Origin of the sequence: Hydrogenophaga electricum (assembly GCF_030160815.1) — a bacterium.
Taxonomy (GTDB): Bacteria; Pseudomonadota; Gammaproteobacteria; order Burkholderiales; family Burkholderiaceae_C; genus Hydrogenophaga; species Hydrogenophaga electricum.
This window is the reverse complement of record NZ_BSPB01000011.1, coordinates 52,182-76,337: the sequence shown is the minus strand read 5'-3', so window position 1 is coordinate 76,337 and position 24,156 is coordinate 52,182. Positions and strand designations below refer to the sequence as shown.

Here is a 24,156-nt window from a genome sequence, read left to right as displayed (position 1 = left end):
TTCTTCGCGGTGTTCTGGTTTCGAGGGCATCAAGGCTGGGGCGGATGGACCGACGGCTCGCGGAATGGCGTGGCACCAGTCTAGCAGCGGCGAGCCGCCTCGGTGCTCCCCTGAGTACCTCCGCGCCGCACTATCCGGCCCCGGCGGGGCCCTCTGCCTTACATGCTGCGCCGGTACTGGCCGCCCACCTCGAACAAGGCCCCGGTGATCTGCCCCAGGCTGCAGCAGCGCACCGCATCCATCAGCACCTCGAACACGTTGCGGTTCTCGATCACCGCCTGCTTCAAGCGGGCAAGCTGAACCGGCGCCGCCGCCGCGTGGCGGGCATGGAAGTCGGCCAGCCGCGCCAGCTGCGACTGCTTCTCGTCTTCGGTCGAACGCGCCAGCTCGATGGACTCGGGCACCGGGTCGCCCTTGGGGTTGCGGAAGGTGTTGACGCCGATGATCGGGTACTCGCCGGTGTGCTTGAGCATCTCGTAGTGCATGCTCTCTTCCTGGATCTTGCTGCGCTGGTAGCCCGTCTCCATGGCACCCAGCACGCCGCCGCGCTCGGCGATCTTCTCGAACTCGGCCAGCACCGCCTCTTCCACCAGCTCGGTCAGCTCGTCGATGATGAAGGCGCCCTGGCTGGGATTCTCGTTCTTGGCCAGGCCCCACTCGCGGTTGATGATCAGCTGGATGGCCATGGCGCGGCGCACGCTGTCCTCGGTCGGGGTGGTGATGGCCTCGTCGAAGGCGTTGGTGTGCAGCGAGTTGCAGTTGTCGTAGATGGCGATCAGGGCCTGCAGCGTGGTGCGGATGTCGTTGAACTGGATTTCCTGCGCGTGCAGGCTGCGGCCGCTGGTCTGGATGTGGTACTTGAGCTTCTGGCTGCGCTCGTTGGCGCCGTACTTCTCCTTCATCGCCACCGCCCAGATGCGGCGCGCCACGCGGCCGAGCACCGTGTATTCCGGGTCCATGCCGTTGCTGAAGAAGAAGCTCAGATTGGGCGCGAAATCATCGATGTGCATGCCGCGCGCCAGATACGCCTCCACGAACGTGAAGCCGTTGGACAGCGTGAAGGCGAGCTGGCTGATCGGGTTGGCGCCGGCTTCGGCGATGTGGTAACCCGAGATCGAGACCGAGTAGAAGTTGCGCACGTCGTGGTGCACGAAGTACTCGGCGATGTCGCCCATCACCTTGAGTGAGAACTCGGTGCTGAAGATGCAGGTGTTCTGGCCCTGGTCTTCTTTCAGGATGTCGGCCTGCACCGTGCCGCGCACATTGGCCAACACCCATTCCTTGATCTTGGCGGCCTCGGTGTCGGTCGGTTCGCGGCCGTTCTCGGTCTTGAACTTCTCCAGGTTCTGGTCGATGGCGGTGTTCATGAACATCGCCAGGATGGACGGCGCCGGGCCGTTGATGGTCATGGACACCGAGGTGGTCGGGTTGCACAGGTCGAAGCCGCTGTACAGCACCTTCATGTCGTCCAGCGTCGCCACGTTCACACCGCTGTTGCCGATCTTTCCGTAGATGTCCGGACGCAGGTCGGGGTCGTTGCCGTAGAGCGTGACCGAGTCGAAGGCGGTGGACAGGCGCTTGGCCGGCATGCCTTCGCTCACCAGCTTGAAGCGGCGGTTGGTGCGGAACGGGTCGCCTTCGCCGGCGAACATGCGGGTCGGGTCCTCGCCCTCGCGTTTGAAGGCGAAGGTGCCCGAGGTGTAGGGGAAGCTGCCCGGCACGTTGTCCAGCATCAGCCATTTCAGGATTTCGCCGTGGTCCTCGTAGGGCGGCAGCGCGACCTTGCGGATGGTGGTGCCGGACAGGCTCTTGGTGGTCAGCGCAGTGCGGATTTCCTTGTCGCGGATTTTCACCACGTACTCGTCGCCCGCGTAGGCCTTCTGCATGTCGGGCCACTGGGCCAGCAGCTTGCGCGCCGCAGGGTCCTGCCGCGCTTCGCGCTCGCTGGCCAGTCCGAGCACGGCGTTGCGCGCGTTCTGCTTGTCGGGGTTGGCCTCGTGCAGCATGCGGGCGCTAGCCTGCAATTGCTGCACTTCGCGTGCCAGGCGGGCCTGCCCCAGCGCCTTCTGCTTGTAGCCGCGCACGGTGTCCGAAATCTCGGCCAGGTAGCGGGTGCGGGCGGGCGGCACGATGGGCGTCTGGTTGGTGCTGTGGCGCACGCTCACCAGCGGCAGGCGGCCCTCGGCGAGCTTCAGGCCTTTGTCGCTCAGCCGCGCCTTGAGTGCCTGGTAGAGCGCGGTCACGCCGTCGTCGTTGAAGCGCGCCGCCATGGTGCCAAAGACCGGCATCTGGTCGGGCATGACCGTGAAGGCCTCGCGGTTGCGCTGCACCTGCTTGGCCACGTCGCGCAGCGCGTCGGCCGCGCCCTTGCGGTCGAACTTGTTGATGGCGACGAACTCGGCAAAGTCCAGCATGTCGATCTTTTCGAGCTGGCTGGCGGCGCCGAATTCGGGTGTCATCACGTACATCGGGATGTCCACGTGCGGCACGATGGCCGCATCGCCCTGGCCGATGCCCGAGGTCTCGACGATGATCAGGTCGAAGCCCGCCACCTTGCAGGCCGCCACCACGTCGGGCAGGGCGGCGCTGATCTCGCTGCTGGTGTCGCGCGTGGCCAGGCTGCGCATGTAGACGCGCTGCCCCTGCTGCCACGGTCCGATCGCGTTCATGCGGATGCGGTCACCCAGCAGGGCGCCACCGCTCTTGCGCCGCGAAGGGTCGATGCTGATGACCGCCACGCGCAAGGCATCGTCCTGGTCAAGCCGCAGTCGGCGCACCAGTTCGTCGGTCAGGCTGGACTTGCCCGCGCCGCCGGTGCCGGTGATACCCAGCACCGGCGTCGACGTGCCTGCGGCGGCCGCGCGTATGGCCTCGACCAGTGCCCGGTCGGCCTGACCGTTCTCCAGTGCCGTGATCAGTTGCGCCAGTGCGCGCCACTGCATTTCGCCGTGGCCCTGGATGGCGCCCAGCGCTTTCGGCGCGAAGGCGCTGATGTCGCGGTCGCAGCGCATCACCATTTCGCCGATCATCCCCTGCAGGCCCATCTTCTGGCCGTCTTCGGGGCTGTAGATGCGGCCCACGCCGTAGGCGTGCAGTTCGCGGATTTCGGCCGGCACGATCACGCCGCCGCCGCCGCCGAAGACCTGGATGTGTTCACCGCCGCGCTGGCGCAGCAGGTCCACCATGTACTTGAAGTACTCGACGTGGCCGCCCTGGTAGGAGCTGATGGCGATGCCCTGCACGTCTTCCTGCAGCGCGGCCGTCACCACGTCGTCCACCGAGCGGTTGTGGCCCAGGTGGATCACCTCGGCGCCCATGCCCTGCAGGATGCGTCGCATGATGTTGATGGCGGCGTCGTGGCCGTCGAACAGGCTGGCGGCGGTGACGAATCGCACCTTGTTCGTGGGACGGTAGTTGGCCAGGGCCTTGAAGTCGGCGGACAGGTCGGTCATGGTGTCTCTCTCGGGTGGATCGTCGACGTCATTCAACGCGATAGGGCTGACGCCTGATTGACGTTTACGTAAACGTCAATTTGAAATATTACCCCATGCCGCCCCGCAGCGCCATGGAGCACAACCCGGTATCCTCCCTGTCACTGCGGCCTTGCCCGGCCCCCTAGAATTTGGCGACACAGGCGCCTACCCGGCGCCGACTCCCTGCTGGCCCCGGCGCATCCACGCCACCCTGCCACCTCTGGCACCCCATCCCATGACCACTGTTCACGACCCCGACCGCAAGAAAGCCCTCATTCTTCGCCTCAAGCGTGTGGAGGGTCAGTTGCGCGGCATCCAGAAGCTGATCGAAACCGAAGCCGAGTGCGAAAAGGTGGCCCAGCAGCTCGCAGCGGCCCGCAAGGCCCTGGACAAGACGTTCTTCAGCATGGTCGGATGCGTCATCGCCCAGGGCGACCTGCCGGCCGACGATGTGGCCGAAATGCTCTCGCGCTTCTCCTGATCCGCCTGGCGAAACGCACCATGGCCCATCTGCCCATCCAGCTGTTCGACCCCGCCTCCAGCACCTACACCTATGTGCTGTTCGACCGGGCTTCGCGAGACGCGGTCATCATCGACCCGGTGGACGAGCAGATCGAACGCGATCTGGCCACCTTGCGCGAATACGGCCTCAAGCTGCGGTGGACGCTGGAAACCCACGCCCACGCCGACCACATCACCAGCGCCGGCAAACTGGCCGAACTGGCCGGAGCGCGCACCGCAGCACCGGTCGGCTGCGGCATCGGCACCGCCGCCGTGCAACTGCAGGATGGCGACACCCTGCAGTTCGGTGGCGAAACCCTGGTCGCCCTGCACACCCCCGGCCACACCGCCGGCAGCATGAGCTACCGGTGGCGCGACCACGTGTTCACCGGCGACACGCTGCTGATCAACGGTTGCGGCCGCACCGACTTCCAGTCGGGCAACGCCAGCGACCTGTACCGCAGCCTGACCCAGGTGCTGTTTGCCTTGCCCGACGAGACCACGGTGTGGCCCGGCCACGATTACCAGGGACGCACGCACTCGTCGATCGGCCAGGAAAAGACCACCAACGCCCGCATCGCCGGCAAAAGCGAAGCCGAATTCGTGGCACTCATGGAGGCGCTGAACCTGCCCAAACCCCGCCGCATCGACGAAGCGGTGCCTGCCAACCTCACATCTGGCCTGCGGCACGACGCGGACGGGGCGCTGCTGCTGCAACCCCGCCCCGGGCTGGGTGGGTATGCGGGGGATGTGTCACCCCAGCTTGCCTGGCAATGGGTGCAGGCCGGCGATGCCGTCATGGTCGATGTGCGCACCGATGCCGAGCGCGAATGGGTGGGCTTTGTGCCCGGCGCGCTCCCCGTGGCCTGGAAACAATGGCCCGGCATGGCCCCCAACCCGGATTTCGACCAGGCCGTGCGCGCCGCCGCCAGCGACCGCAAGCTGGTGCTGCTGTGCCGCAGCGGCGTGCGCTCGGTCGCTGCGGCCAAGCGCGCCACCGAACTGGGCCTGGAGGCCTACAACATCCTGGAAGGCTTCGAGGGCGATCCCGACGCCGATGCCCATCGCGGACGCCGGGGAGGCTGGCGGTTTCACGGCCTGCCCTGGCGACAGAACTGACCCGCCCGCCCCGATCAGCGCTCCGCTTATCGGAAAGCCAACAGCAAACTTGAGTAAAAAGCGTGAGCACCCCTGTCAGATCTGACAGGGTGTGTGTGATTTTTCACGCATTTCTTTTTTCAATGGGGTTTTCTTTCCCTTCAGGAGAACCCCATGGAAATGCTCGAGGTCACGCGCGTCAACACCCCTGCCAATCCCGCGCTCAGCGCCCACCTTTGCAACCGCATCGAACGTGACTTCATCCAGCGCTGGAACGGCACCTGGGGCGGGCGTTCCCTCGTGCACGGCCGCGACCCCGGCCCCGATGCCGTTCGGCTGAACGGCAACGACTACCTGGCGATCACCGGCGATCCCCGCATCATCGAGGCCCAGACCGCAGCCATCCGGCAAGACGCCGAATTCGTCATCCAGTCGGGCTCCTTCCTGCTCGAAACGCACCCGGTACGCGCACTCGAAAAGCGCCTCGCCCAGTGGATCGGCAAGGACGACGGCATCCTTTGCCAGTCCGGCTACGCCGCCAACGTGGGGCTGCTGCAATGCATCACCGACGCCCAGACGCCGGTCTACATCGACATGCTGGCCCACATGTCACTCTGGGAGGGTGCCCGACAGGCCGGGGCGCCGATCCACCCGTTCCGGCACAATGACGCGGACAGCCTGCGCAAGACCATGGAACGCCACGGCCCGGGCCTGGTGGTCGTCGACTCCGTCTACAGCACCACGGGCGCGGTGGCACCGCTGTTGGAAATGGTCGACATCGCCGAAGCCGCGGGCAGCATGATCCTGGTCGACGAATCCCATTCCCTGGGCACCCACGGCCCGCAAGGCGCCGGACTGTGCCAGCAGTTGGGCATCAGCCACCGGGTGCACTTCATCACCGCCAGCCTGGCCAAGGCCTTCGCCGGCCGCGCAGGCTTCTTCAACATGCCCAGCAAGCTGCGCAACTACGTGCTCAGCACCAGCAACAACAACATTTTCAGCTCCTGCCTGCTGCCCCACGAAGTGGCAGCCCTCAACGCCACGCTCGATGTCATCCGCGACGCCGACGAGGCCCGGGCACGCCTGGCCGAGCTGACCCGTCGAGTGCGCACCGAACTGACCGACATGGGTTACCCGATCCAGCAAGGCACCGAGCAGATCATTGCGCTGGAAGCCGGCTCGGAGCCCGACACCATGGTGCTGCGCGACCACCTGGAGTCGCGGGCAGTCTTCGGTGCGGTCTTCTGCGCGCCGGCAACGGCCAAGAACCGCACCATGGTGCGCCTGACGCTGCACGCCGCGCTGACCGAGGCCGAACTGGAGCACTTCTTCGCGGTGGCGCGCGAGATCGCCCACATCGTCAAACCCTGGGAGTGGCCCATCGCGCGCCGCCTGCGCACCCGCGCCTGAGCGGGTTCAGACGTCCAGAATCTGGCGGTCGCTCTGCGCCTCCAGCACCTGGCGGTAAGCGGGAATGGGCTGGGGCATGTCGGCCGGCGACAGGGGAAAAACCGCCGCGAGCAGCAGACCGTCGTCCCCGACGGCAATCGCCTCGGCCGTGCGGATGGCGCCGCCCAGCTGCAACTGCTGCTGCATCTCCACGGCGGCCAGCAGGCGCGCGTTGCGAATCGCGCGGACCACGTCCAGCCCGGCGCCGGCCGAGCTGGCCAGCTCGGCCAGATCGCCCAGTTGCGAGGCGAGTTCGAGCTGCAGCCATTCGCAGCGCCCCTCGGCATCCACGCCCAACACGCCGAAGGGCTGGCCCAGCACCACGTATTCCACCCAGCGTTTGCGCGCGTGGTCCTGCAACTGGCGGGCCACCGAAGGGATCTGCAACAGCGAATGCTGGAGCGGCTGCAACACGCCCCGCCACAGCGTGTTGAGCCGGGGATGGGGCGCATGGGCCAGTTTTTCGAGCGTCTCCAGCAGACGGCGGGTGATGTCGTCGGACTGCTTGGGGATGAAGCGGTCGATCAGCCCGCTGTTGAAGGCCTGGATCGCCACCTGCTCATCGGCCTGCCCGGTCAGCAGAACCCGGGCGCCCGGCCAGTCCAGCAGGGTGTTGAGCACCGCCAGCCCATTGGTGCCGGGCATGGCGTAGTCCACCACGCAGACCTGGGCCAACTGGTAGCGCCCCGGATTGAGCGCCCAGTAATCCAGCATCTGCGGCAGCAGGGGTCGCCCTTGCCGCCAGCGTTCGATGATCTGGGTCTGCCGGGCAGCGTCCGCCTCCCAGAGCGAGGGCTCGTCGCGCATGCGTTCGCAGAACGCCGTGGGACGTGCGTACAGGCCGATCTGCCACTGGGGAGGCATGACCATGCCCAGCATGTCAAGGTAATCGGGATCATCGTCCAGGAACAGGATGCTGCCCGGTCGCTGGATCAGGGGTATCGTGAGGGCCATGGCTGATAAGGGCTTGCGGTACCCGGTCAACGGCTGTCGAGAGGCACGTCGATCATGAACACAGCGCCGAAGCCAGGCTCCGAATGCACGCTGAGTTTGCCGCCCGCCGCCTCCACGACGTTTTTGCAGAAAGTCAGTCCCAGACCACTGCCGACGCCGGACTGGGTGGAGTAAAAGGGTTCGAAGATGCGCTGCTGCTTTTCGTGCGGAATGCCCACCCCTTCGTCGGAGACGGCGATGCGCCCCATGCCTCGGTGAATCCCCACGTCCAGACGCAGATCGCCCGGTTGCGGCGCGCGCCCCGAAGAAGCGAGCGAATGCAGGGCGTTTTTGACGAGATTGCTCAGCACCTGGGACAGCAACGCACGGGACCCCTCGAAAACGAAGTCATTTTGCACCTGCACCTGCACACAGTCGCGTTCCTTGGTTGTGCGGTAGGGATATTGCTGGATCACGTCGTGCACCAGATCGCCCGCGCCGATGGCGGCCTTTTCGCCAGGCAGGCGCTGCAATTGCGCATTGGCGATCTGGGTATCGATCTGCCGGTTCATGCTGCGCACGAGGTTGTGCAGCCGCATGCTGAGTTCTTCCAGCTTCTTGCGTTTTCCCTCCGGCACGTCGTGCTGGGCAAGATTGCGCAACACGTCGCCCATCAGGTGCACCGTGGCCAGCGGTGTGCGCAGCTCGTGCGCCATCACACCCATGGTGCTGAGGGTGTTCAACAGCCGCGTGCGCCGCAGATTGGCGCTGGACAGCCCCAACAAAAGCGCCGTCCCGAGCGAAAAACCGATGACCCAGACACTCTCGGGCGGGATGCGGGCAAATGTGGTCTCCACCGGGGCCACCAGCCAGGCCAGCCAGGCGCTGACAGCCAGGGCCACCACGATGCCCAGAGAGGCCAGGCGCCAGTCGGTGAGGTGGTAATAGATCAGCACCATCGCGCTCACACTGGCCAGCCAGACCCCGTTGCCCCCGTTCATCCAGTACATCCAGAAGAACATCGCCGGCAGGGTGATCCAGCACACCAGCGAGAACACCCAGGCGCTGGTGCGCGAGCCAATGTCCTTGTAGAGGCCCGGCCAGAAGAACAGCACGCCAAGGCTCGCCCCAACCATCCGCAGCGGCACACTTTCGTAGGGTTGTGGGAAATAAACCGTCCAGACATGGTGAAAAAGCAGATGTCCGAGCAAAATGGAGAGACCCGCCCAGCGCAAACGCGCCGGAGACGGGTGCAAAATCGGCTCCAGCGGTGCGTGGATGACTTCATCCATCAGCCACTGACGAATCCGCGCTTTGGCGCTTTTCAGCCTAAGACGGTCCAACGACACATGTTCTCCTGCGATCACCTACCTCCTGGCGCCGGCGTGGTTCGGGGTAGTCTGTCGCCCATTGTCCCCGGATTGCGAAGGACACACCCATGACACTCCCTGTCAACTTTGACAGTGTGGGGGTGGATGCCATCCTCGCCGACTGGGTGTGCGCTCTGCACGAACAGGGCGTGGAAGCGCTGGTCGTGCTCGGGCCCAACCCCTTTGGCGGCCAGGACGAGCGCGAGGTGCTCGCGGTGCACCCGCCCCGCATGCATGCACCCGCCAACGACCTGGCCGAAAGCCGCGACTTCGGGGCCAGTTGGCGTGAAAGCGATGCCCCGCTGGTGGTCTGGCAGGAGATATCCAAGGCCGCAGCCTCCGAGCACGGTGGGCGCTGGCGGCGCATGTGGCTCGCCCACGGCTACCAGACCCTGGTACGGGTGGCGTTCTGCCTACCGGCCGGCCGTGCCTTCGAGTGCTTCATGTTCAGTTCGCGGCTGTTCGGCTCGCGCAACGATGCCGCCGCATTGGCCTGGTCGGCCTACAACATCTGGCCACTGCTCAAGCGCGCCATCGCCGAGCAGCGACTGAGCCTGAGTCCCCGGGAGCGGGAAAGCCTGTTCCTGGCCTTCGAGGGCCTGACGGCGCGGGAGACCGCTGCCCGCATGGACTGCTCGGAACGCACGGTCAACTACCACCTGGCCAACGCCATGACCAAGCTGCGCACCGACAGCAAGCTCGCCGCCATCCAGCGTGCCTGCTGGCTCGGCCTGATCTGAACCCTGAACCACGATCCGGATTCATGCTGCATCGCAACACAGCACAGGATTCCGCGTCGTCATAATGCCCGCATGACTTTTCTGGCCCTGGATGTCGGCAACACGCGCCTGAAATGGGCGCTCTACGAAGCCCCCCGACCCGGCGCGCGCCTGCTGGCCCACGGCGCGCAGTTCCTGGAGAACATCGACAAGCTCGCCGAGGGTGACTGGAGCACCCTGTCGCCGCCCGACCATGTGATCGGCTGCGTCGTGGCGGGCGACGCCGTCCGGCAGCGGGTGCAGGAGCAGCTCGAGATCTGGGACGTCACGCCCCAATGGGTGGTGTCCAGCAACGAAGAGGCCGGCCTCGTCAACGGCTACGACCATCCCGCCCGGCTGGGCTCGGACCGCTGGGTCGCCATGATCGGCGCCCGCCACCGCCTGCTGGGCCAGGGCCCTGCCCGGCCCTGCGTGGTGGTGATGGTGGGCACGGCGGTCACGGTGGAAGCCATCGACGCTGATGGCCGCTTCCTGGGCGGCATCATCCTGCCGGGCCACGGCATCATGCTGCGCGCGCTCGAATCCGGCACGGCCGGCCTGCACGTCCCCACCGGGGAGGTGTGCGACTTTCCCACCAACACCAGCGACGCCCTGACCAGCGGCGGCACGTTTGCCATCGCGGGGGCGGTGCAGCGCATGGTGGACAACCTGCGTCAGCACAGCCACGAAGAACCCAAGGTCTACATGACCGGCGGCGCGGGCTGGAAAATGGCCCCCAGCATGTCCATTCCTTGCGAACTGGTCGAAAGCCTGATCTTCGACGGCCTGCTGGAGATTGCCCAGCAACGCCTGCCGGTGCTGAAAATGGCGGTGTGAGCACAGGCTGCTCCCCCCAGTCCCGCCCAACATTCCCTTTGCCGTGTGGCCGCCCATCCTGGGCTGCCGATCTTTTTCTTCGAGAACCGTTTATGTCCGACCTCACCGCCCGCTTCGAAGCCGCCGTCGCCAACTCCTCGAAATTGTCCGAACGCCCGGACAACGCCACGCTGCTGAAGATCTATGGCCTCTACAAGCAGGCCACACAAGGTGACGTCACCGAAAAGAAGCCCGGTTTCGGTGACATGGTCGGCCGCGCCAAGTGGGACGCCTGGAACAGCGTCAAGGGCACGTCGGCCGACGACGCCATGCAGCGCTACATCGACCTGATCGAATCGCTGAGCTGATCAGCGCGGCGCCGCGCCGTCGCGATCCGGCTGCTCCGCTGACAGCGCTGGCATGAGCGCCTGCAAAGCCGCCTGCCGCTGGGCGGCGGGTTCGGCCGCCAGCGCCTTGGCCGCGGCATAGAAGCGCGCAAAGTCGCTGCCCTCGCGCGCAAACAGCGCCTCGAACGCCGGCACCCATTGGTCGTAGGCGGCCTGGGCGCCGAACAGGGCATTGTTGGCCTGTGCCACCCAGGCGTCGTAGCCAGCGTACCCGCCCCAGGCGGCCTTGAGCGCGCCGTAACGGCGGCGGAATTCGGCCATCACGTCGGCCTTGCGCGCACGCTGGCCGGACTCGGACAGGGCGCTGTGGGCGTACACCGCCGCCAGTTGCTCGAGCGTGTGCAGCGTGAGCGCACGGAACGCCTGGCGGCGGCGGTCGAACTGCTCGTAGGCCGCGCGGGTGGCCGGGCTGGCCTCCCGGGACAGCCAGCGCTCACCCCCCAGGCGCTCGACCGCCGTGGCAAACGACTCGTTGAACGCCATGTCGCCCGCCACGTACACCACCTGATGCGCCAGTTCGTGAAACACCAGCCGGGCCAGTTCGCCGTCGGGGTAGCCGATGAAGGTGTTGAGCAGCGGGTCGCCACCGAACCAGTCGAGCCAGCCCAGGGTGGAGTAGGCCTGCACCGGGTACACGGCCACATCCATGTCCGCCGGCAGCGAAGCCGCAAACGCCTGCGCAGCAGCCTCGTCGTAGTAGCCGCGGTAACCCACACAACCCGCCACCGGAAAACACCATTGCCAGAGCTGGAGCGACAGCGCCGGGGCGGCGACCACGTTGAACACCGCGGCACGGCGGCCCAGGTCGGCATAGCGGGTGTAGCTGCGGTTGTCGGGCAGGGCCAGCTGGGTCACCGCAAAGCGGCGGATGTCGCGCGCCGTGGCGAGCTTTTGCCGCAAGGCCGGCGGCGTGTGCTCATCGGCCAGCCAGTCGGCCACCGGGCGGGCCGAGCGCATCAGTTGCCAATGGCCGGTGACCGATTGCCAGTAATACCCCAGCCCGGCGTCGGTCGAGGCACACCCGGCGAGCAGGACTGCCGCCACCCCCAGGGCCAGCCGGCGCCGCCCCACCCCGACACGGTGCCACAGGCTCACGCCCGCTCCACCTCGACGAGGCAGTCGTAGAACACCGGTGCCCGGCCCAGATCGGTCAGGCGCTGGCTCGTGAGCTGATTGACGTTGGTGCCGTCGGGCCCGAGCTTGCGCCACCAGATGCCCAGACCGTTGACGACCCCGGGCCGGGCCCGCGTCGACACGTCGGCCTTGCAGCGGTATTCGCCCCGGGCGTTGAACACGCGCACCATCTGCCCGCTGTCGATGCCGCGCGGGGCCGCGTCGTCGGGATGCAGCTCCAGCAAGGGTTCGCCCTCCACGCTGCGCAGGCTCTGCACGTTCACGAAAGTCGAGTTGAGGAAATGCCGTGCGGGCGGTGAGATCATCGCCAGCGGATGGCGCGGGTCGCTGCCCGCGACCTCGTGGTTGGGCAGGTGGTCGGGCAGGCCGTCGAGCCCCTGGGCCACAAGGCGTGCGCTGAAGAACTCGCAACGGCCGGAGGGTGTGGGAAAGCCGCCGTCGGCGAAGGGCGCATCCGGCACGGGCAGCGTGGCAAACCCCTGCGACAGCAAGGTGTCGAAGTTCACCGCGTCGCCAAAGGCCTGCCGGCACATGGCCTCGTCGCTGTCGGCGAAACAGGGTTCGTCGAAACCCAGCCGCTCGGCCAGGGCGCGAAACACCGCGCTGTTGGCCTTCGCCTGGCCCACGGGGGCAATCGCCGGGCGGTTGAGCAGCACATCGGTGTGGCCGTAGCTGGCGTGGATGTCCCAGTGCTCCAGCTGGGTGGTGGCGGGCAGCAGGTAATCCGCGTAATCGGCGGTATCGGTTTGGAAATGCTCCAGCACCACCGTGAACAGGTCCTCGCGCGCAAAGCCCTGCACCACTTTCGCCGATTCGGGTGCCACCGCCACCGGATTGCTGTTGTAGACCACCAGCGCCTCGATCTTCGGGCCGAAGCCGGTCGAAGCCTCGCTCAGCAGGGCGTCTCCGATGGTGCTCATGTTGATGGTGCGCGGCGTGCGCCCCGCCAGCAAGTCGGGCCGCTGCAGCGCGGCCCGCTGCGCTGGGAAATACCCCGAGGCCGACAGCAGCAGTCCGCCGGCACGGTGGCGCCAGGCGCCCACCAGGGCGGGCAGGCAGGCAATGGCGCGCACCGCGTTGCCGCCGCCGCGCACCCGCTGCATGCCGTAGTTCAGCCGGATCGCGGCCGGCTTCGTGGTGCCGTAGTCGTGCGCCAGCTGCCGGATCTGCGCCACCGGCACGCCACAGATTTCGGCGGTGCGCTCGGGCGGCCATTGCAGGGCACGCTCGCGCAGCGCGTCCCAACCCAGGGTGTGGCGTTCTAGGTAATCGTGATCGAGCCAGTCGTGGGTGATGAGCTCGTGCATCAGCGCCAGCGCCAGCGCGGCGTCGGTGCCTGGCCGCAGGGCGATGTGCTCGTGGCACTTGTCGGCGGTTTCGGTGCGGCGCGGGTCGATACAGACCAACCGGGCGCCGTCGCGCTTGGCCTTCTGGGCCAGCCGCCAGAAATGCAGGTTGGAGCCGATGGAATTGCTGCCCCAGACCAGAATCAGCTTCGATTCGGCGAAATGCTCCACCTTCATGCCCACCTTGCCGCCCAGGGTCTGCACCAGGGCTTCACCTCCCGCCGACGCGCAGATGGTGCGGTCCAGCAGCGACGCCCCCAGGCGGTGGAAGAAGCGGGCCGCCATGCCATCGCCCTGCACCAGCCCCATGGTGCCGGCATAGCTGTAGGGCAGGATGGCCTGGGGGTCGCGGGCGGCAATGGCGCGCAAGCGGGCAGCGATGTCGTCCAGCGCCTCGTCCCAGCTCACGGGCTCGAACTGGCCGCTGCCCTTGGGGCCGCTGCGGCGCAGCGGTGTGAGCAGGCGCTCGGGGTGGTACGTGCGCTCGGGGTAGCGCGACACCTTGGTGCACAGGGCGCCGTCGGTGTGCCGGTGGGCCGGATTGCCCTGCACACGCCGGGCCACGCCCCCTTCGACCGTGGTCAGCAGGGCGCAGGTATCTGGACAGTCGTGCGGGCAGGCGCCCAGCACCTGGACGGCATCGGAGGGCGGGTTGGCGGATGGGGTCATGGGGCACCGGGAAAACAGGTCCGTGGCAGGATAGCAGCCCCGCCTGCGGGGCGAAAAGGTGCGCCTGAGCGCCATCTTCGCTACCATGGCTTTGCGCCAGCCATTGCGGTGCGCCGGGGCGCACCGCCCGAACGCCGAACGACCATGAAGCTCATCGACTCCCTCCTCACCGAAGCGGCCAGCATGACCGCCCTGCGCCGCGATCTGCACGCCCATCCCGAACTCTGTTTCAAGGAAGTGCGCACCGCCGATCTGGTGGCCGCCAAGCTCACCGAATGGGGCATCTCGGTGCACCGGGGCCTGGGCACCACCGGCGTGGTCGGCACCGTGCATGGCCGCGATGGCGGCGCCAGTGGCCGGGCCATCGGCCTGCGGGCCGACATGGACGCGCTGCCCATGACCGAGCTCAACACCTTCGCCCACGCCAGCACCGAGCCCGGCAAGATGCACGCCTGCGGCCACGACGGACACACCGCCATGCTGCTGGCCGCGGCCCAGCACCTGGCCAGAACCCGGCACTTCGACGGCACGGTCTACCTGATCTTCCAGCCGGCCGAAGAAGGCGGTGGCGGCGCCCGCGAAATGATCCAGGACGGCCTGTTCGAGCAGTTCCCGGTCGAGGCCGTGTTCGGCATGCACAACTGGCCGGGCATGCCGGTCGGCAGCTTCGCCGCCAGCCCGGGGCCGGTCATGGCGTCGAGCAACGAATTCCGCATCACCATCCGGGGCAAGGGCTCGCACGCGGCACTGCCGCACAACGGGATCGACCCGGTGCCGGTGGCCTGCCAGATGGTGCAGGCCTTCCAGACCATCATCACGCGCAACAAGAAACCGGTGGACGCCGGCGTGATCAGCGTGACCATGATCCACGCTGGCGAGGCCACCAACGTGGTACCCGACAGCTGCGAGATCCAGGGCACGGTGCGCACCTTCACCTTCGAGGTGCTCGACCTCATCGAGCGGCGCATGCGCGAAATTGCCGAACACACCGCCGCCGCATTCGGCGCCCGCGCCGAGTTCCACTTCCGCCGCAACTACCCGCCCACTGTCAACCACCCGGCCGAGACGGCGTTCGCGCGCCGCGTGCTGGCCGACATCGTGGGCGATGACCAGGTGCTGGTGCAGGAGCCGACCATGGGCGCCGAGGATTTCGCCTTCATGCTGCAGGAGCGGCCGGGCTGCTACCTGTTCATCGCCAACGGCGACGGCGCGCACCGCGCCGCCTACGAGGGCGGTGGCCACGACGTCGGCCCCTGCATGCTGCACAACCCGCACTACGACTTCAACGACGACCTGATCCCGCTCGGCGCCACCTACTGGGTGCGGCTGGCCGAAACCTGGCTGGGGCAGCCACGCCCCCCGTCCGCATGATCGGACCGGCGGCCGCTTTTGCCCCCGCCTACGCGCGGGCCCGTGTGCAGTTTCTCGAAGCGGCCGCCACCGCCGGCACAGCCCTGGGCAGCCATCCGCTGCCCGGGATGGGCGCCGATGGCGAGACCCTGGCCATCGACACGGCGCGGGACGGCGCATCCGACGCGGGCGCGCTGCTGATCCTCAGCAGTGGCCGTCACGGCCCCGATGGGCGGGTCGGATCGGGCGTCCAGGTGTTTGCCCTGCACGACGCCGCCTGGCGCGAACAGACCCACACGGCGGGCGTCGCGGTGCTGTACGTGCACGCGCTCGACCCCGAGGCCTGCTCGTTCCAGCGCCCGCCCCGGCCGGCACCGGCCGAAACCGCTGCCAGCGGATCGCTCACCGGGCTCTGGCTTCATATCCTGCAGGCGCATGGCCGGCATGCCCGGCGCGTGCTCTGGCTCGATCTCTGTACCAGCGCCCCCCCTGATCCCGGCATCAACGTGCTGCAGGCCTTGCTGGAACAGGCCTGCCCGCAGGCCAGCGTTCGCTGCCGTGCCCTGCCTTGCGGGCCGGTGCCAGCCCACAGCATCTGGACCAACGCCGACTGTGCCCCTCTCATCGTGCACGCGCGGCAGGCCCTTTTCGCGGGCGTGGCCGAACTGGCGGCCCCCTCGGACAACGCTCTCGCAGCGGACGTTTAGACCCCGGCCCCTACCGCGAGCGTGCCGCGCGGCCTACAGTTTCCGGGCCGTTCTCCTCCTCACTCAAGGAACCCGATCATGGTCACGCGCAAAACCCCGCCCCCTGACGCCGCAGACACCGCCCACCACATCCGCGATTCGGCCCAGCAGATCTGGCTGGCGGGCCTGGGCGCCTTCGCCAAGGCCCAGGCCGAAGGCAGCAAGGCCTTCGAAAGCCTGGTCAACGAAGGGTTGAGCATGCAGCGCAAAACCCATGCCCTGGCCGAAGAGCGCATGGCCGAAGCCACCCAGCGCGCCAACGCCCTGGCCGGTGAATTCAGCCACCGCGCTGCCGGGCAATGGGACAAGCTGGAAAACCTGTTCGAGGACCGCGTGGCCAAGGCGCTGCGCAAGCTCGGGGTGCCGGCGGCCCGGGACATCGATGCCCTGGCCGAACGCATCGAAGCGCTGAGCCAGCAGGTCGAGCGCCTCGCCCAGGCACAGCCCTCCACGCCGGGCACCCCCCGGTCGCCGGCTCCGGCCCGCAAACGCCCGGCCGCCCGCAAAGCCGCAGGCCCCAAAACCGGTGTGGATCCCGACGCCAACTGACCCGGCCAGCGTCGTTCGCCAGGGCGCTGGCATGCTGCATCGCAGCATGCCAGCGCGTCCCAGTGGTCTACACTGATCCGCAAGAGGTGCCCACGATGGCGCACCCCAACCCATTGGTCAGCGCCCGGCGTGCCAGCACGTCGCCGACCGGCCACCATGGAGACTGCGGAGACAAGCCATGCCCAGAAAAGCCCCTCGCCGAACAGCCGAGCGCATTCTGGAAACCACGCTGGTCCTGTTCAACCGCTTCGGCGAGCCCAATGTTTCCACCACGCTGATCGCCAACGAACTGGGCATCAGCCCCGGCAACCTGTATTACCACTACCCGGCCAAGGACGAACTGGTCAACGCCCTGTTCGAGCGGTATGAGCGTGCGCTGACGCCGGTGCTCGACGCAGCGGGCGGCGTGCGCGACGTGGAAGACGCCTGGTTCTTCCTGCACACGCTGTTCGAGACCCTCTGGGAGCATCGCTTCCTGTACCGCGACCTCAACGACCTGCTGTCGCGCAACCGACTGCTGGAAACCCGTCTGCAGGGCGTCATTGCCCACAAAACCCGTGCCCTGCGCGGCATGCTCACACACATGGGCCTGCACGGTGCGGTCGACATGGACAGCCGCGAGGTGGCCCCGACCGCCGACAGCATGGTGGTGCTGCTCACCTACTGGCTGAGCTTTGAATTCGTGCGCGCTCCCCGACAAGCACTGGAGCCCGAACACGCCGGGCAGGCCCTGTGGCGCGGGGCCTGGCACGTGCTGCACCAGCTCACCCCCTACCTCGAACCCGCGCAGCGCCAACACCTGCGCCAACTGGCCGACGCCTACCGCCCTGCAACCGCGTCGACCGAACGGGAGGAAACCGCCTGATGGAAGCCACCGTCTCCGAATCCTGGCCAGCCTGCCCTGCCCCAGCGCGCACCGCGCTCGAAGCCGACGACGTGGTGCGGCTGTGGCCGCGCCTGCACGGCGGCGACGCCGAACCCCTGCCCGATGACCCCGCCCTGCTGCAAGCCTGGGTGCTCTACCACCAGGGCCGTTTCGAGGCCGCCGCACGCGCCGGTCTGGCGCTGGGGACGCCCGGCCTGTCGCTGTCGCACAAGGCCACCTGCATGCAGGCCATCTATGTCGAGCCCAGCGAGCCCCGCCGGCTGGTCATGCTGCTCGACGTTGCCGAGCGTGCCCGCCGCCAGCAGGAGTTGGCGCCGCAGCAGCCGGCCGGCTGGTACTGGCAGGGCCATGCCCTGGGGCGCTACAGCCAGGGCGTGAGCGTGGCCAAAGCGCTGGCCCGGGGCCTGGGCGGTCGCGTGCGCAGCAGCCTGGAGCGCACGGTCGCGCTGGCGCCCGCCCATGCCGACGCCCACCTGGCGCTGGCGAACTTTCACGCCGAAGTGATTGACAAGGTCGGCGAGCTGATCGGCGGCATGACGCACGGCGCGCGCAAATCGCTGGGCCGTCTGCACTACAGCCAGGCTCTGGCCCTGCAACCCGAATCCCCCGTCACGCTGCACGAATGCGCACAGGGCCTGGTCATGCTCGACGGCGCCGCCGCCGAAGCGGAAGCCCGCCGCCTGCGCGAGCGGGCGGCGACACTGCCACCCGTCGACGCGATGGAGCGGCTGTACCTGGAAGCCGTTCAGGCCGGGCTCGACGGCTGAGCCGCCGCGGGCACGGGCTCCGGGGCGGCGGCGGTTGCCGCATCGCGACCGCTCTGCTGCAGTGCCCACATGCCCGCATACACGCCACCCAGCGCCAGCAGTTGCGGGTGCGTGCCACGTTCCACGATGTGGCCATGCTCCAGCACCAGGATCTGGTGCGCGTCCACCACCGTGGACAGCCGGTGCGCGATCACCAGCGCCGTCTTGCCCTGCGCCACGCGCTGCAACTCCGCCTGGATGGCCCGCTCGTTGGCCGAGTCCAGCGCCGAGGTGGCCTCGTCAAAAATCAGCACCGGCGGGTTCTTGAGCAGGGTGCGGGCAATGGCCACGCGCTGCTTCTCCCCGCCCGACAGCTTGAGTCCCCGCTCGCCGACCATGCTGCCATACCCCTGCGGCAGCCTGTCGATGAAGGTGTGGATGTGGGCGGCCTTCGCCGCCGCCACCGCCGCGTCGTGCCCGGCATCCGGGCGACCGTAGAGGATGTTGTATTCGATCGTGTCGTTGAACAGCACCGTGTCCTGCGGCACGATGCCGATGGCCTGACGCAGACTGGCCTGCGTCACCTGCCGGATGTCCTGCCCGGCCAGGGTGATGGTGCCGGCGTCGATGTCATAGAAACGGTACAGCAGCCGCGCCAGCGTCGACTTGCCCGACCCCGAGGGGCCGACCACCGCCACCGTCTCGCCGGCCGGGATTTCGAAGCTGATGCCGTGCAGGATCTCGCGCCCGGCTTCGTAGCCGAAGCGCACCTGCTCGAAACGCACCGCCGGCGGCCCGTCGAGGCGCAACGGCCGCGCGTCCGGCGCGTCGGCAATCTCGCGCTCCTTTTCCAGCAGCGTGAACATCTTGTCCAGATCGGTCAGGCTCTGCTTGATTTCCCGGTACAGCACACCCAGGAAATTCAGCGGGATGTACAGCTGGATCATGAACGCATTGATCATGACCAGGTCCCCCAGCGTCATGTGGCCGGCGGCCACCCCCTGTGTGGCGCGCCAGAGCATGGCCACCAGCGCCACGGCGATCATCATCTGCTGCCCGGCATTGAGCATCGACAGCGTGGTCTGGCTTTTCAGGCGGGCCTTGCGCAGGCGTTCCAGCGCCTCGTCGTAGCGGTGGGCCTCGAAGGCCTCGTTGTTGAAGTACTTGACGGTCTCGTAGTTCAGCAGCGAGTCGATGGCCCGGGTCTGGCTGCGCGACTCCAGCTCGTTCATTTCACGGCGGAAACGGGTGCGCCACTCCGTCACCGACACCGTGAAACCCACGTACACCACCAAGGCCGCCAGCGTGATCCACACGTAGCCCATGTCGAACTTCGTGCCCAGCAGCGTGAGCACCAGCACCACCTCGATCAGGGTGGGAAAGATGCTGTAGAGCGAGTACGAGATGAGCTGCTGCACGCCGCGGGTACCGCGCTCGATGTCGCGCGTCATGCCACCGGTCTGGCGCTCCAGATGGAAGCGCAGCGACAACGCGTGCAGGTGGCCGAACACCTGCAGGGCGATGCTGCGCGTGGCCCCCTCGGTCGCCTTGGCAAACACCAGTTCGCGCAGCTCGGTGAACACGCTGGTGGACAGCCTCAGCAGCCCATAGGCCACCAACAACCCCACGGGCACCACCAGCAAAGCCTGGGCGCTGCCGGGCGCGATGCTCATGGCATCGACCAGTTCCTTGAGCAGCAGCGGCACCCCCACGTTGGCCGCCTTGGCCGCGACCATGAACGCCAGGGCGGCCATCACGCGCCACTTGTAGCCCCACAGGTAGGGCAGCAGCCGGGCCAGCGTGGCCCAATCGGAACGGGAGTCGGGCCGGGCATGGGCCGGGCTGTCGGGCAGCACCGCAGTGCTGGCGGGGGACGATGAGCGCATTTTTTTGTGAGGACCGGCGGGGCAGGAGATGGAGTATCGGCCAAGGCCCGGCAAGACCGCGGGAACACCCGCAAAATCGGGGTTCCCAACAGGGCCGACATGGCCCGGGCCATCCCGCATGAATCTCCCGTCCTCTCCCTCCCGGCTGGTCTGGCCGATGTTGCTGGCCCTGACCAGCGCCTTCACCCTGAGCCAGGCCTTCCGCACGGTCGCGGCCATCATGGGCCCGCCGCTGGCGCAGGAACTGGCGCTGTCCAACCAGCAACTGGGGCTGTGGGCCGCAGCCTTCCACTTCTCCTTCGGCATCATGCAACTGGTGTTCGGGGTGACCATCGACGTCTTCGGCGTGCGCCGCACCATCCTGGCCGCCTTCCCCGTGGCCATCCTGGGTGCCGTGGTGTCTGCCCTGGCTCCCGGCTTTCAGGTCCTGTTGCTGGGCCAGGTGCTCATCGGCACCGGCTGCTCGCCCGCCTTCCTGGTGTGCACGGTGTTCATTGCGCGCCACTTCGGCCCCGAGCGGTTCACGCCCACCTCCGGGCTGATCATGAGCCTGAGCGGCCTCGGGGTGCTGCTGACCGCCACCCCACTGGCCGCCATGATCGAAATCTCGTCCTGGCGCTGGTCGTTCGGGGTGCTGGCGCTGCTGGGCATCGCCGCCTGGCTGGCCATCTTCTGGCGCGTGCGCGAGCGCTCGCTCGGCGCGCACTCCGTGCAGGCGCCGATTGCACGCCCCCAGCTGAAGCAGGCCTTCGGCGGGCTGCTTGACCTGTTCCGGCTGCCGCACACGGCCGGACTGGTGCTTTACGCGGCGGTCGCGTACGCCGGCTTCATCACGCTGCGCGGCCTGTGGCTGGGCCCGGTGCTGATCGAACGACACGGCCTGACGCTGGTGCAGAGCGGCAACGTCGCCCTGCTGGTGACGCTGGGCAGCATGCTCAGCCCGGCCGTGTTCGGCCGCATCGACCCCGGCGGCGAGCGGCGCGTGCACTGGCTCATCGGTTTTTCGCTCGCGGCGGCCACGCTGCTGATGGGCATGGCCCTGACCCACAGCCTCTGGCTGGACGTGGCGCTGCCCATCGTCTATGGCCTGCTGTCCGGTTACGGGCTGCTGCAATACGGCTACGTGCACGGCGCCTACCCTGCTGCGGCGCGCGGACGGGCTCTGTCGCTGTTCACCATGGCGATGTTCCTTGGCATCTCGCTCATGCAGTGGCTCAGCGGCCTGGCCGCCACGCTGGCACCCGCGGCTGGCCTCGATCCGTTGTCCGCCGCCCTGGCCACCATGAGCCTGATGCTGGTGCTCGGTGGCCTGGCTTTCTGGAAACTGCCCCGCGCGCCGGGCGAGCCCGTGCAGACACCACCCACACGACAATAAGCCCATGCACCAGACACCCGAATTCACCGCGCCCCAGTTCTTCGAAGACCCCGCCGCCGCACTGGCCCAGGCGCAGCGGCTGTACGACCAGAGCATCGGCTTCCTGCGCGCGGCGCTGCGGGAGTTCGTCGCCGGCCGGCCCTTCGAGGACCAGCGCGTGCGCGCCTGCTACCCCTTCGTGCGCCTGCACTCGCACAGCGTCTCGCGCCAGGAGGCGGGCCTGCACAACCGCCTGAGCTACGGCTTCGTGGCCGGGCCGGGCCGATACGAAACCACGCTGACCCGCCCCGACCTGTTTGCCGACTATTACCTGGAGCAGTTCCGGCTGCTCATGGCCAACCATGGCGGCCGGCTCGAAGTGGGCATCAGCGCCCAGCCGATCCCCATCCACTTCTCGTTTGCCGAACACGACCACGTCGAAGGCGAGATGGATGCCGCGCGGCGCGCCCTGATGCGCGACGTGTTCGACCTGCCCGACCTGGCGGTGATGGACGATGGCATCGCCAACGGCACGCACGAACCCGCGCCCGGCGAACCCCTGCCACTGGCCCTGTTCACCGGCGCGCGCGTCGACTACTCGCTGCAGCGCCTGCGCCACTACACCGGCACCGCGCCCGAGTGGTTCCAGAACTTCGTGCTGTTCACCAACTACCAGTTCTACATCGACGAATTCATCCGCCTGGGCCACGCCGAGATGGCCGACCCGGCGAGCGACTACATCGCCTTCGTGGAGCCCGGCAACCTGATCACGCGCCGCACCGGCCTGGGCGCCGAGGCCATCGACGCGCTGGGCAAGGCCTTGCCGCGCCTGCCCCAGATGCCGGCCTACCACCTGCTGCGCGCCGACCGCAGCGGCCTCACCATGGTCAACATCGGTGTGGGCCCCGCCAACGCCAAGACCATCACCGACCACATCGCCGTGCTGCGCCCGCACGCCTGGCTCATGCTCGGCCACTGCGCCGGGTTGCGCAATGGCCAGCAACTGGGCGATTACGTGCTGGCACACGCCTACGTGCGCGAGGACCACGTGCTCGACGAAGAACTGCCCCTATGGGTGCCGATCCCGGCGCTGGCCGAGATCCAGGTGGCGCTGGAAACCGCCGTGGCCGACGTGACCGGCATGCCCCCGTCCGAACTCAAGCGCATCATGCGCACCGGCACCGTGGCCAGCACCGACAACCGCAACTGGGAACTGCTGCCCACGCGCAACGTGCCCAGCACGCCGCAACGCCGCTTCAGCCAGAGCCGGGCGGTGGCGCTCGACATGGAGAGCGCCACCATCGCCGCCAACGGCTTCCGCTTCCGCGTGCCCTACGGCACCCTGCTGTGCGTGAGCGACAAGCCGTTGCATGGCGAGATCAAGCTGCCCGGCATGGCCAACCACTTCTACCGCGAGCGCGTGGACCAGCACCTGCGCATCGGCATCCGCGCGATCGAACTTCTGCGCCAGGGCGGGGTCGACCAGTTGCACAGCCGCAAGCTGCGCAGCTTTGCCGAAGTGGCGTTCCAGTAAGCGCCCGCACCGTCACGTTCCCGAGCCTTTCCCGATCGAATGACCCCCATCCAAGAACGCCTCGCCCACCTTCTCAACGTCGATATCTGGCTGGCCATCACCCTGGCCGTGCTCCTGATGGCCCTGGTCGTGAGCCAGGTCACCCGCGTCCTTTTCAACCAGTTGCTCCGTTGGACCCGGCGCTCCGAGACCGTCTGGGACGAAGCCCTGGTCGAATCCGCTCGCCGGCCCGTGCAGTTGCTGATCTGGATCGTGGCCCTGACCTGGGCCGCGACCGCCCTGCAGCGCCACTGGCCCGAGCCCGACTTCAGCCCCACCATCGGGCTGGCCCGCAACATCGGCATCGTGCTCACGGTGGCCTGGTTCTTCTGGCAGTTCATCGGTCGCGCGTCCGAACACACCATCGCACGCGGCCAGGCGCAGGACCCCGCCTTCGACCTGACCACCGCCCTGGCTCTGAGCAAGCTGGCCCGCCTGATCGTCGTCGTCGTGGCCACCATCACGGTGGCCCAGACCCTGGGTTTCCAGATCGGTGGCCTGCTGGCCCTGGGGGGCGTGGGTGGCATCGCGGTCGGCCTGGCCGCACGCGACATCCTGGCCAACTTTTTCGGCGGCCTGACCATCTACCTGGACCGCCCGTTCAGCGTCGGCGACTGGATCCGATCGCCCGACAAGAGCCTGGAAGGCACGGTCGAATACATCAGTTGGCGCCACACCCGCATCCGCGCCTTCAACAAGAACCCGATCTACGTGCCCAACTCGGTCTTCACCAACATCGTGGTGGAGAACCCTTCGCGCATGACCCACCGGCGCTTCACCGAAACCATCGGCGTGCGCTACGACGACCTGGCCCAGGTCGACGCGATCGTCACCGAAATTCGCCGCTACCTGAGCCAGCACCCCGCCATCGACACCCGGGAACTGCTGATCGTCAACTTCAACCGGTTCGGCACCAGTTCGCTGGACATCATGATCTATGCTTTCACGCTGCAGCGTGTCTGGGCCGAGTTCCAGTCTCTGAAGCACGAATGGCTGCTGGCCATTGGCCACATCATCGAGCGCCACGGTGCGCGCGTGGCGCTGCCGACCCAGACGCTGCACGTCGATACCCTGCCCGTTCCCCAGGAGCCCGCACCCACCTGAGCGTGGGT

Annotated in this window: 20 protein-coding genes and 1 pseudogene; 15 read left to right on the top strand and 6 right to left on the bottom strand. The window is 67.7% G+C overall.

From position 1 onward, the window contains the following. Window positions 1-158: 158 nt before the first annotated feature. A complete protein-coding gene (gene icmF / locus QQK43_RS09315) occupies window positions 159-3,452 on the bottom strand; it encodes a fused isobutyryl-CoA mutase/GTPase IcmF (protein WP_284307534.1) in 3,294 nt (1,097 codons plus the stop codon). A gap of 256 nt (window positions 3,453-3,708) precedes the next feature. On the opposite strand from icmF, the gene QQK43_RS09310 reads away from it, so the two are divergent. The 4 genes and pseudogenes from QQK43_RS09310 (at window position 3,709) to cqsA (ending at window position 6,482) form a co-directional block, all read left to right on the top strand. Beyond that, window positions 3,709-3,954: a metal-sensing transcriptional repressor gene (locus tag QQK43_RS09310; protein ID WP_234264002.1), complete on the top strand. Its 246-nt coding sequence runs from the start codon at window positions 3,709-3,711 to the stop codon at window positions 3,952-3,954. After that, window positions 3,888-4,481: pseudogene (locus QQK43_RS09305) on the top strand (MBL fold metallo-hydrolase); the annotation flags it as partial. The gene QQK43_RS09310 and the pseudogene QQK43_RS09305, both read left to right, overlap by 67 nt. Window positions 4,482-4,655: 174 nt before the next feature. Next, on the top strand, window positions 4,656-5,093 hold the full coding sequence (locus tag QQK43_RS09300; protein ID WP_370465248.1) for a rhodanese-like domain-containing protein: 438 nt from the start codon (window positions 4,656-4,658) through the stop codon (window positions 5,091-5,093). Window positions 5,094-5,246: 153 nt separating this feature from the next. Next, a complete protein-coding gene (gene cqsA / locus QQK43_RS09295) occupies window positions 5,247-6,482 on the top strand; it encodes an alpha-hydroxyketone-type quorum-sensing autoinducer synthase (RefSeq protein WP_284307533.1) in 1,236 nt (411 codons plus the stop codon). Between the two features lie 6 nt (window positions 6,483-6,488). On the opposite strand, the gene QQK43_RS09290 is transcribed toward cqsA, so the two are convergent. Beyond that, window positions 6,489-7,475, bottom strand: coding sequence for a response regulator (locus tag QQK43_RS09290; protein WP_234264004.1), 987 nt, complete (start codon window positions 7,473-7,475; stop codon window positions 6,489-6,491). 26 nt (window positions 7,476-7,501) lie between these two features. Continuing rightward, complete coding sequence (locus QQK43_RS09285; RefSeq protein WP_284307532.1) at window positions 7,502-8,569, bottom strand: sensor histidine kinase; 1,068 nt, start codon at window positions 8,567-8,569, stop codon at window positions 7,502-7,504. A 323-nt stretch (window positions 8,570-8,892) separates the two neighbouring features. On the opposite strand from QQK43_RS09285, the gene QQK43_RS09280 reads away from it, so the two are divergent. From QQK43_RS09280 to QQK43_RS09270, 3 genes are all read left to right on the top strand, one after another. Next, on the top strand, window positions 8,893-9,564 hold the full coding sequence (locus QQK43_RS09280; protein WP_234264006.1) for a helix-turn-helix transcriptional regulator: 672 nt from the start codon (window positions 8,893-8,895) through the stop codon (window positions 9,562-9,564). Between the two features lie 72 nt (window positions 9,565-9,636). Then, window positions 9,637-10,419, top strand: coding sequence for a type III pantothenate kinase (locus tag QQK43_RS09275; RefSeq protein WP_234264007.1), 783 nt, complete (start codon window positions 9,637-9,639; stop codon window positions 10,417-10,419). A 92-nt stretch (window positions 10,420-10,511) separates the two neighbouring features. Then, the gene (locus tag QQK43_RS09270; RefSeq protein WP_234264008.1) at window positions 10,512-10,766 is read left to right on the top strand and encodes an acyl-CoA-binding protein; all 255 of its coding nucleotides are present in this window, start codon (window positions 10,512-10,514) and stop codon (window positions 10,764-10,766) included. Here the strand turns inward: QQK43_RS09270 and QQK43_RS09265 are convergent, their stop codons facing one another. After that, window positions 10,767-11,900, bottom strand: a complete 1,134-nt coding sequence (locus QQK43_RS09265; protein ID WP_370465246.1) for an aminopeptidase — start codon at window positions 11,898-11,900, stop codon at window positions 10,767-10,769. Beyond that, on the bottom strand, window positions 11,897-13,954 hold the full coding sequence (locus tag QQK43_RS09260; protein ID WP_284307531.1) for a molybdopterin-containing oxidoreductase family protein: 2,058 nt from the start codon (window positions 13,952-13,954) through the stop codon (window positions 11,897-11,899). The genes QQK43_RS09265 and QQK43_RS09260 overlap by 4 nt, the downstream gene beginning before the upstream one ends. A gap of 144 nt (window positions 13,955-14,098) precedes the next feature. Between QQK43_RS09260 and QQK43_RS09255 the strand changes: the two genes are divergently transcribed. From QQK43_RS09255 to QQK43_RS09235, 5 genes are all read left to right on the top strand, one after another. Further along, complete coding sequence (locus tag QQK43_RS09255; RefSeq protein ID WP_284307530.1) at window positions 14,099-15,325, top strand: M20 aminoacylase family protein; 1,227 nt, start codon at window positions 14,099-14,101, stop codon at window positions 15,323-15,325. Continuing rightward, the gene (locus tag QQK43_RS23415) at window positions 15,322-16,011 is read left to right on the top strand and encodes a DUF2817 domain-containing protein (protein WP_348533528.1); all 690 of its coding nucleotides are present in this window, start codon (window positions 15,322-15,324) and stop codon (window positions 16,009-16,011) included. The genes QQK43_RS09255 and QQK43_RS23415 overlap by 4 nt, the downstream gene beginning before the upstream one ends. Window positions 16,012-16,089: 78 nt before the next feature. Beyond that, window positions 16,090-16,599, top strand: coding sequence for a phasin family protein (locus tag QQK43_RS09245; protein WP_284307529.1), 510 nt, complete (start codon window positions 16,090-16,092; stop codon window positions 16,597-16,599). A gap of 178 nt (window positions 16,600-16,777) precedes the next feature. Next, entirely contained in the window at window positions 16,778-17,464 is a 687-nt protein-coding gene (locus QQK43_RS09240) for a TetR/AcrR family transcriptional regulator (protein WP_284307528.1), read from the top strand. Further along, a complete protein-coding gene (locus QQK43_RS09235) occupies window positions 17,464-18,252 on the top strand; it encodes a hypothetical protein (protein ID WP_284307527.1) in 789 nt (262 codons plus the stop codon). The genes QQK43_RS09240 and QQK43_RS09235 overlap by 1 nt, the downstream gene beginning before the upstream one ends. Here QQK43_RS09235 and QQK43_RS09230 read toward each other — a convergent pair. Then, window positions 18,231-20,117: an ABCB family ABC transporter ATP-binding protein/permease gene (locus tag QQK43_RS09230; RefSeq protein ID WP_284307526.1), complete on the bottom strand. Its 1,887-nt coding sequence runs from the start codon at window positions 20,115-20,117 to the stop codon at window positions 18,231-18,233. The two genes, QQK43_RS09235 and QQK43_RS09230, sit on opposite strands and share 22 nt — an antisense overlap. A gap of 118 nt (window positions 20,118-20,235) precedes the next feature. Here QQK43_RS09230 and QQK43_RS09225 point away from each other — a divergent pair, with 118 nt between their 5' ends. The 3 genes from QQK43_RS09225 to QQK43_RS09215 are packed head-to-tail and all read left to right on the top strand — an operon-like array spanning window position 20,236 to window position 24,148. Then, window positions 20,236-21,492: an MFS transporter gene (locus tag QQK43_RS09225; protein WP_284307525.1), complete on the top strand. Its 1,257-nt coding sequence runs from the start codon at window positions 20,236-20,238 to the stop codon at window positions 21,490-21,492. A gap of 4 nt (window positions 21,493-21,496) precedes the next feature. After that, complete coding sequence (locus tag QQK43_RS09220) at window positions 21,497-23,005, top strand: AMP nucleosidase (RefSeq protein ID WP_284307524.1); 1,509 nt, start codon at window positions 21,497-21,499, stop codon at window positions 23,003-23,005. 39 nt (window positions 23,006-23,044) lie between these two features. Next, window positions 23,045-24,148: a mechanosensitive ion channel family protein gene (locus QQK43_RS09215; protein WP_284307523.1), complete on the top strand. Its 1,104-nt coding sequence runs from the start codon at window positions 23,045-23,047 to the stop codon at window positions 24,146-24,148. Window positions 24,149-24,156: the final 8 nt, after the last annotated feature.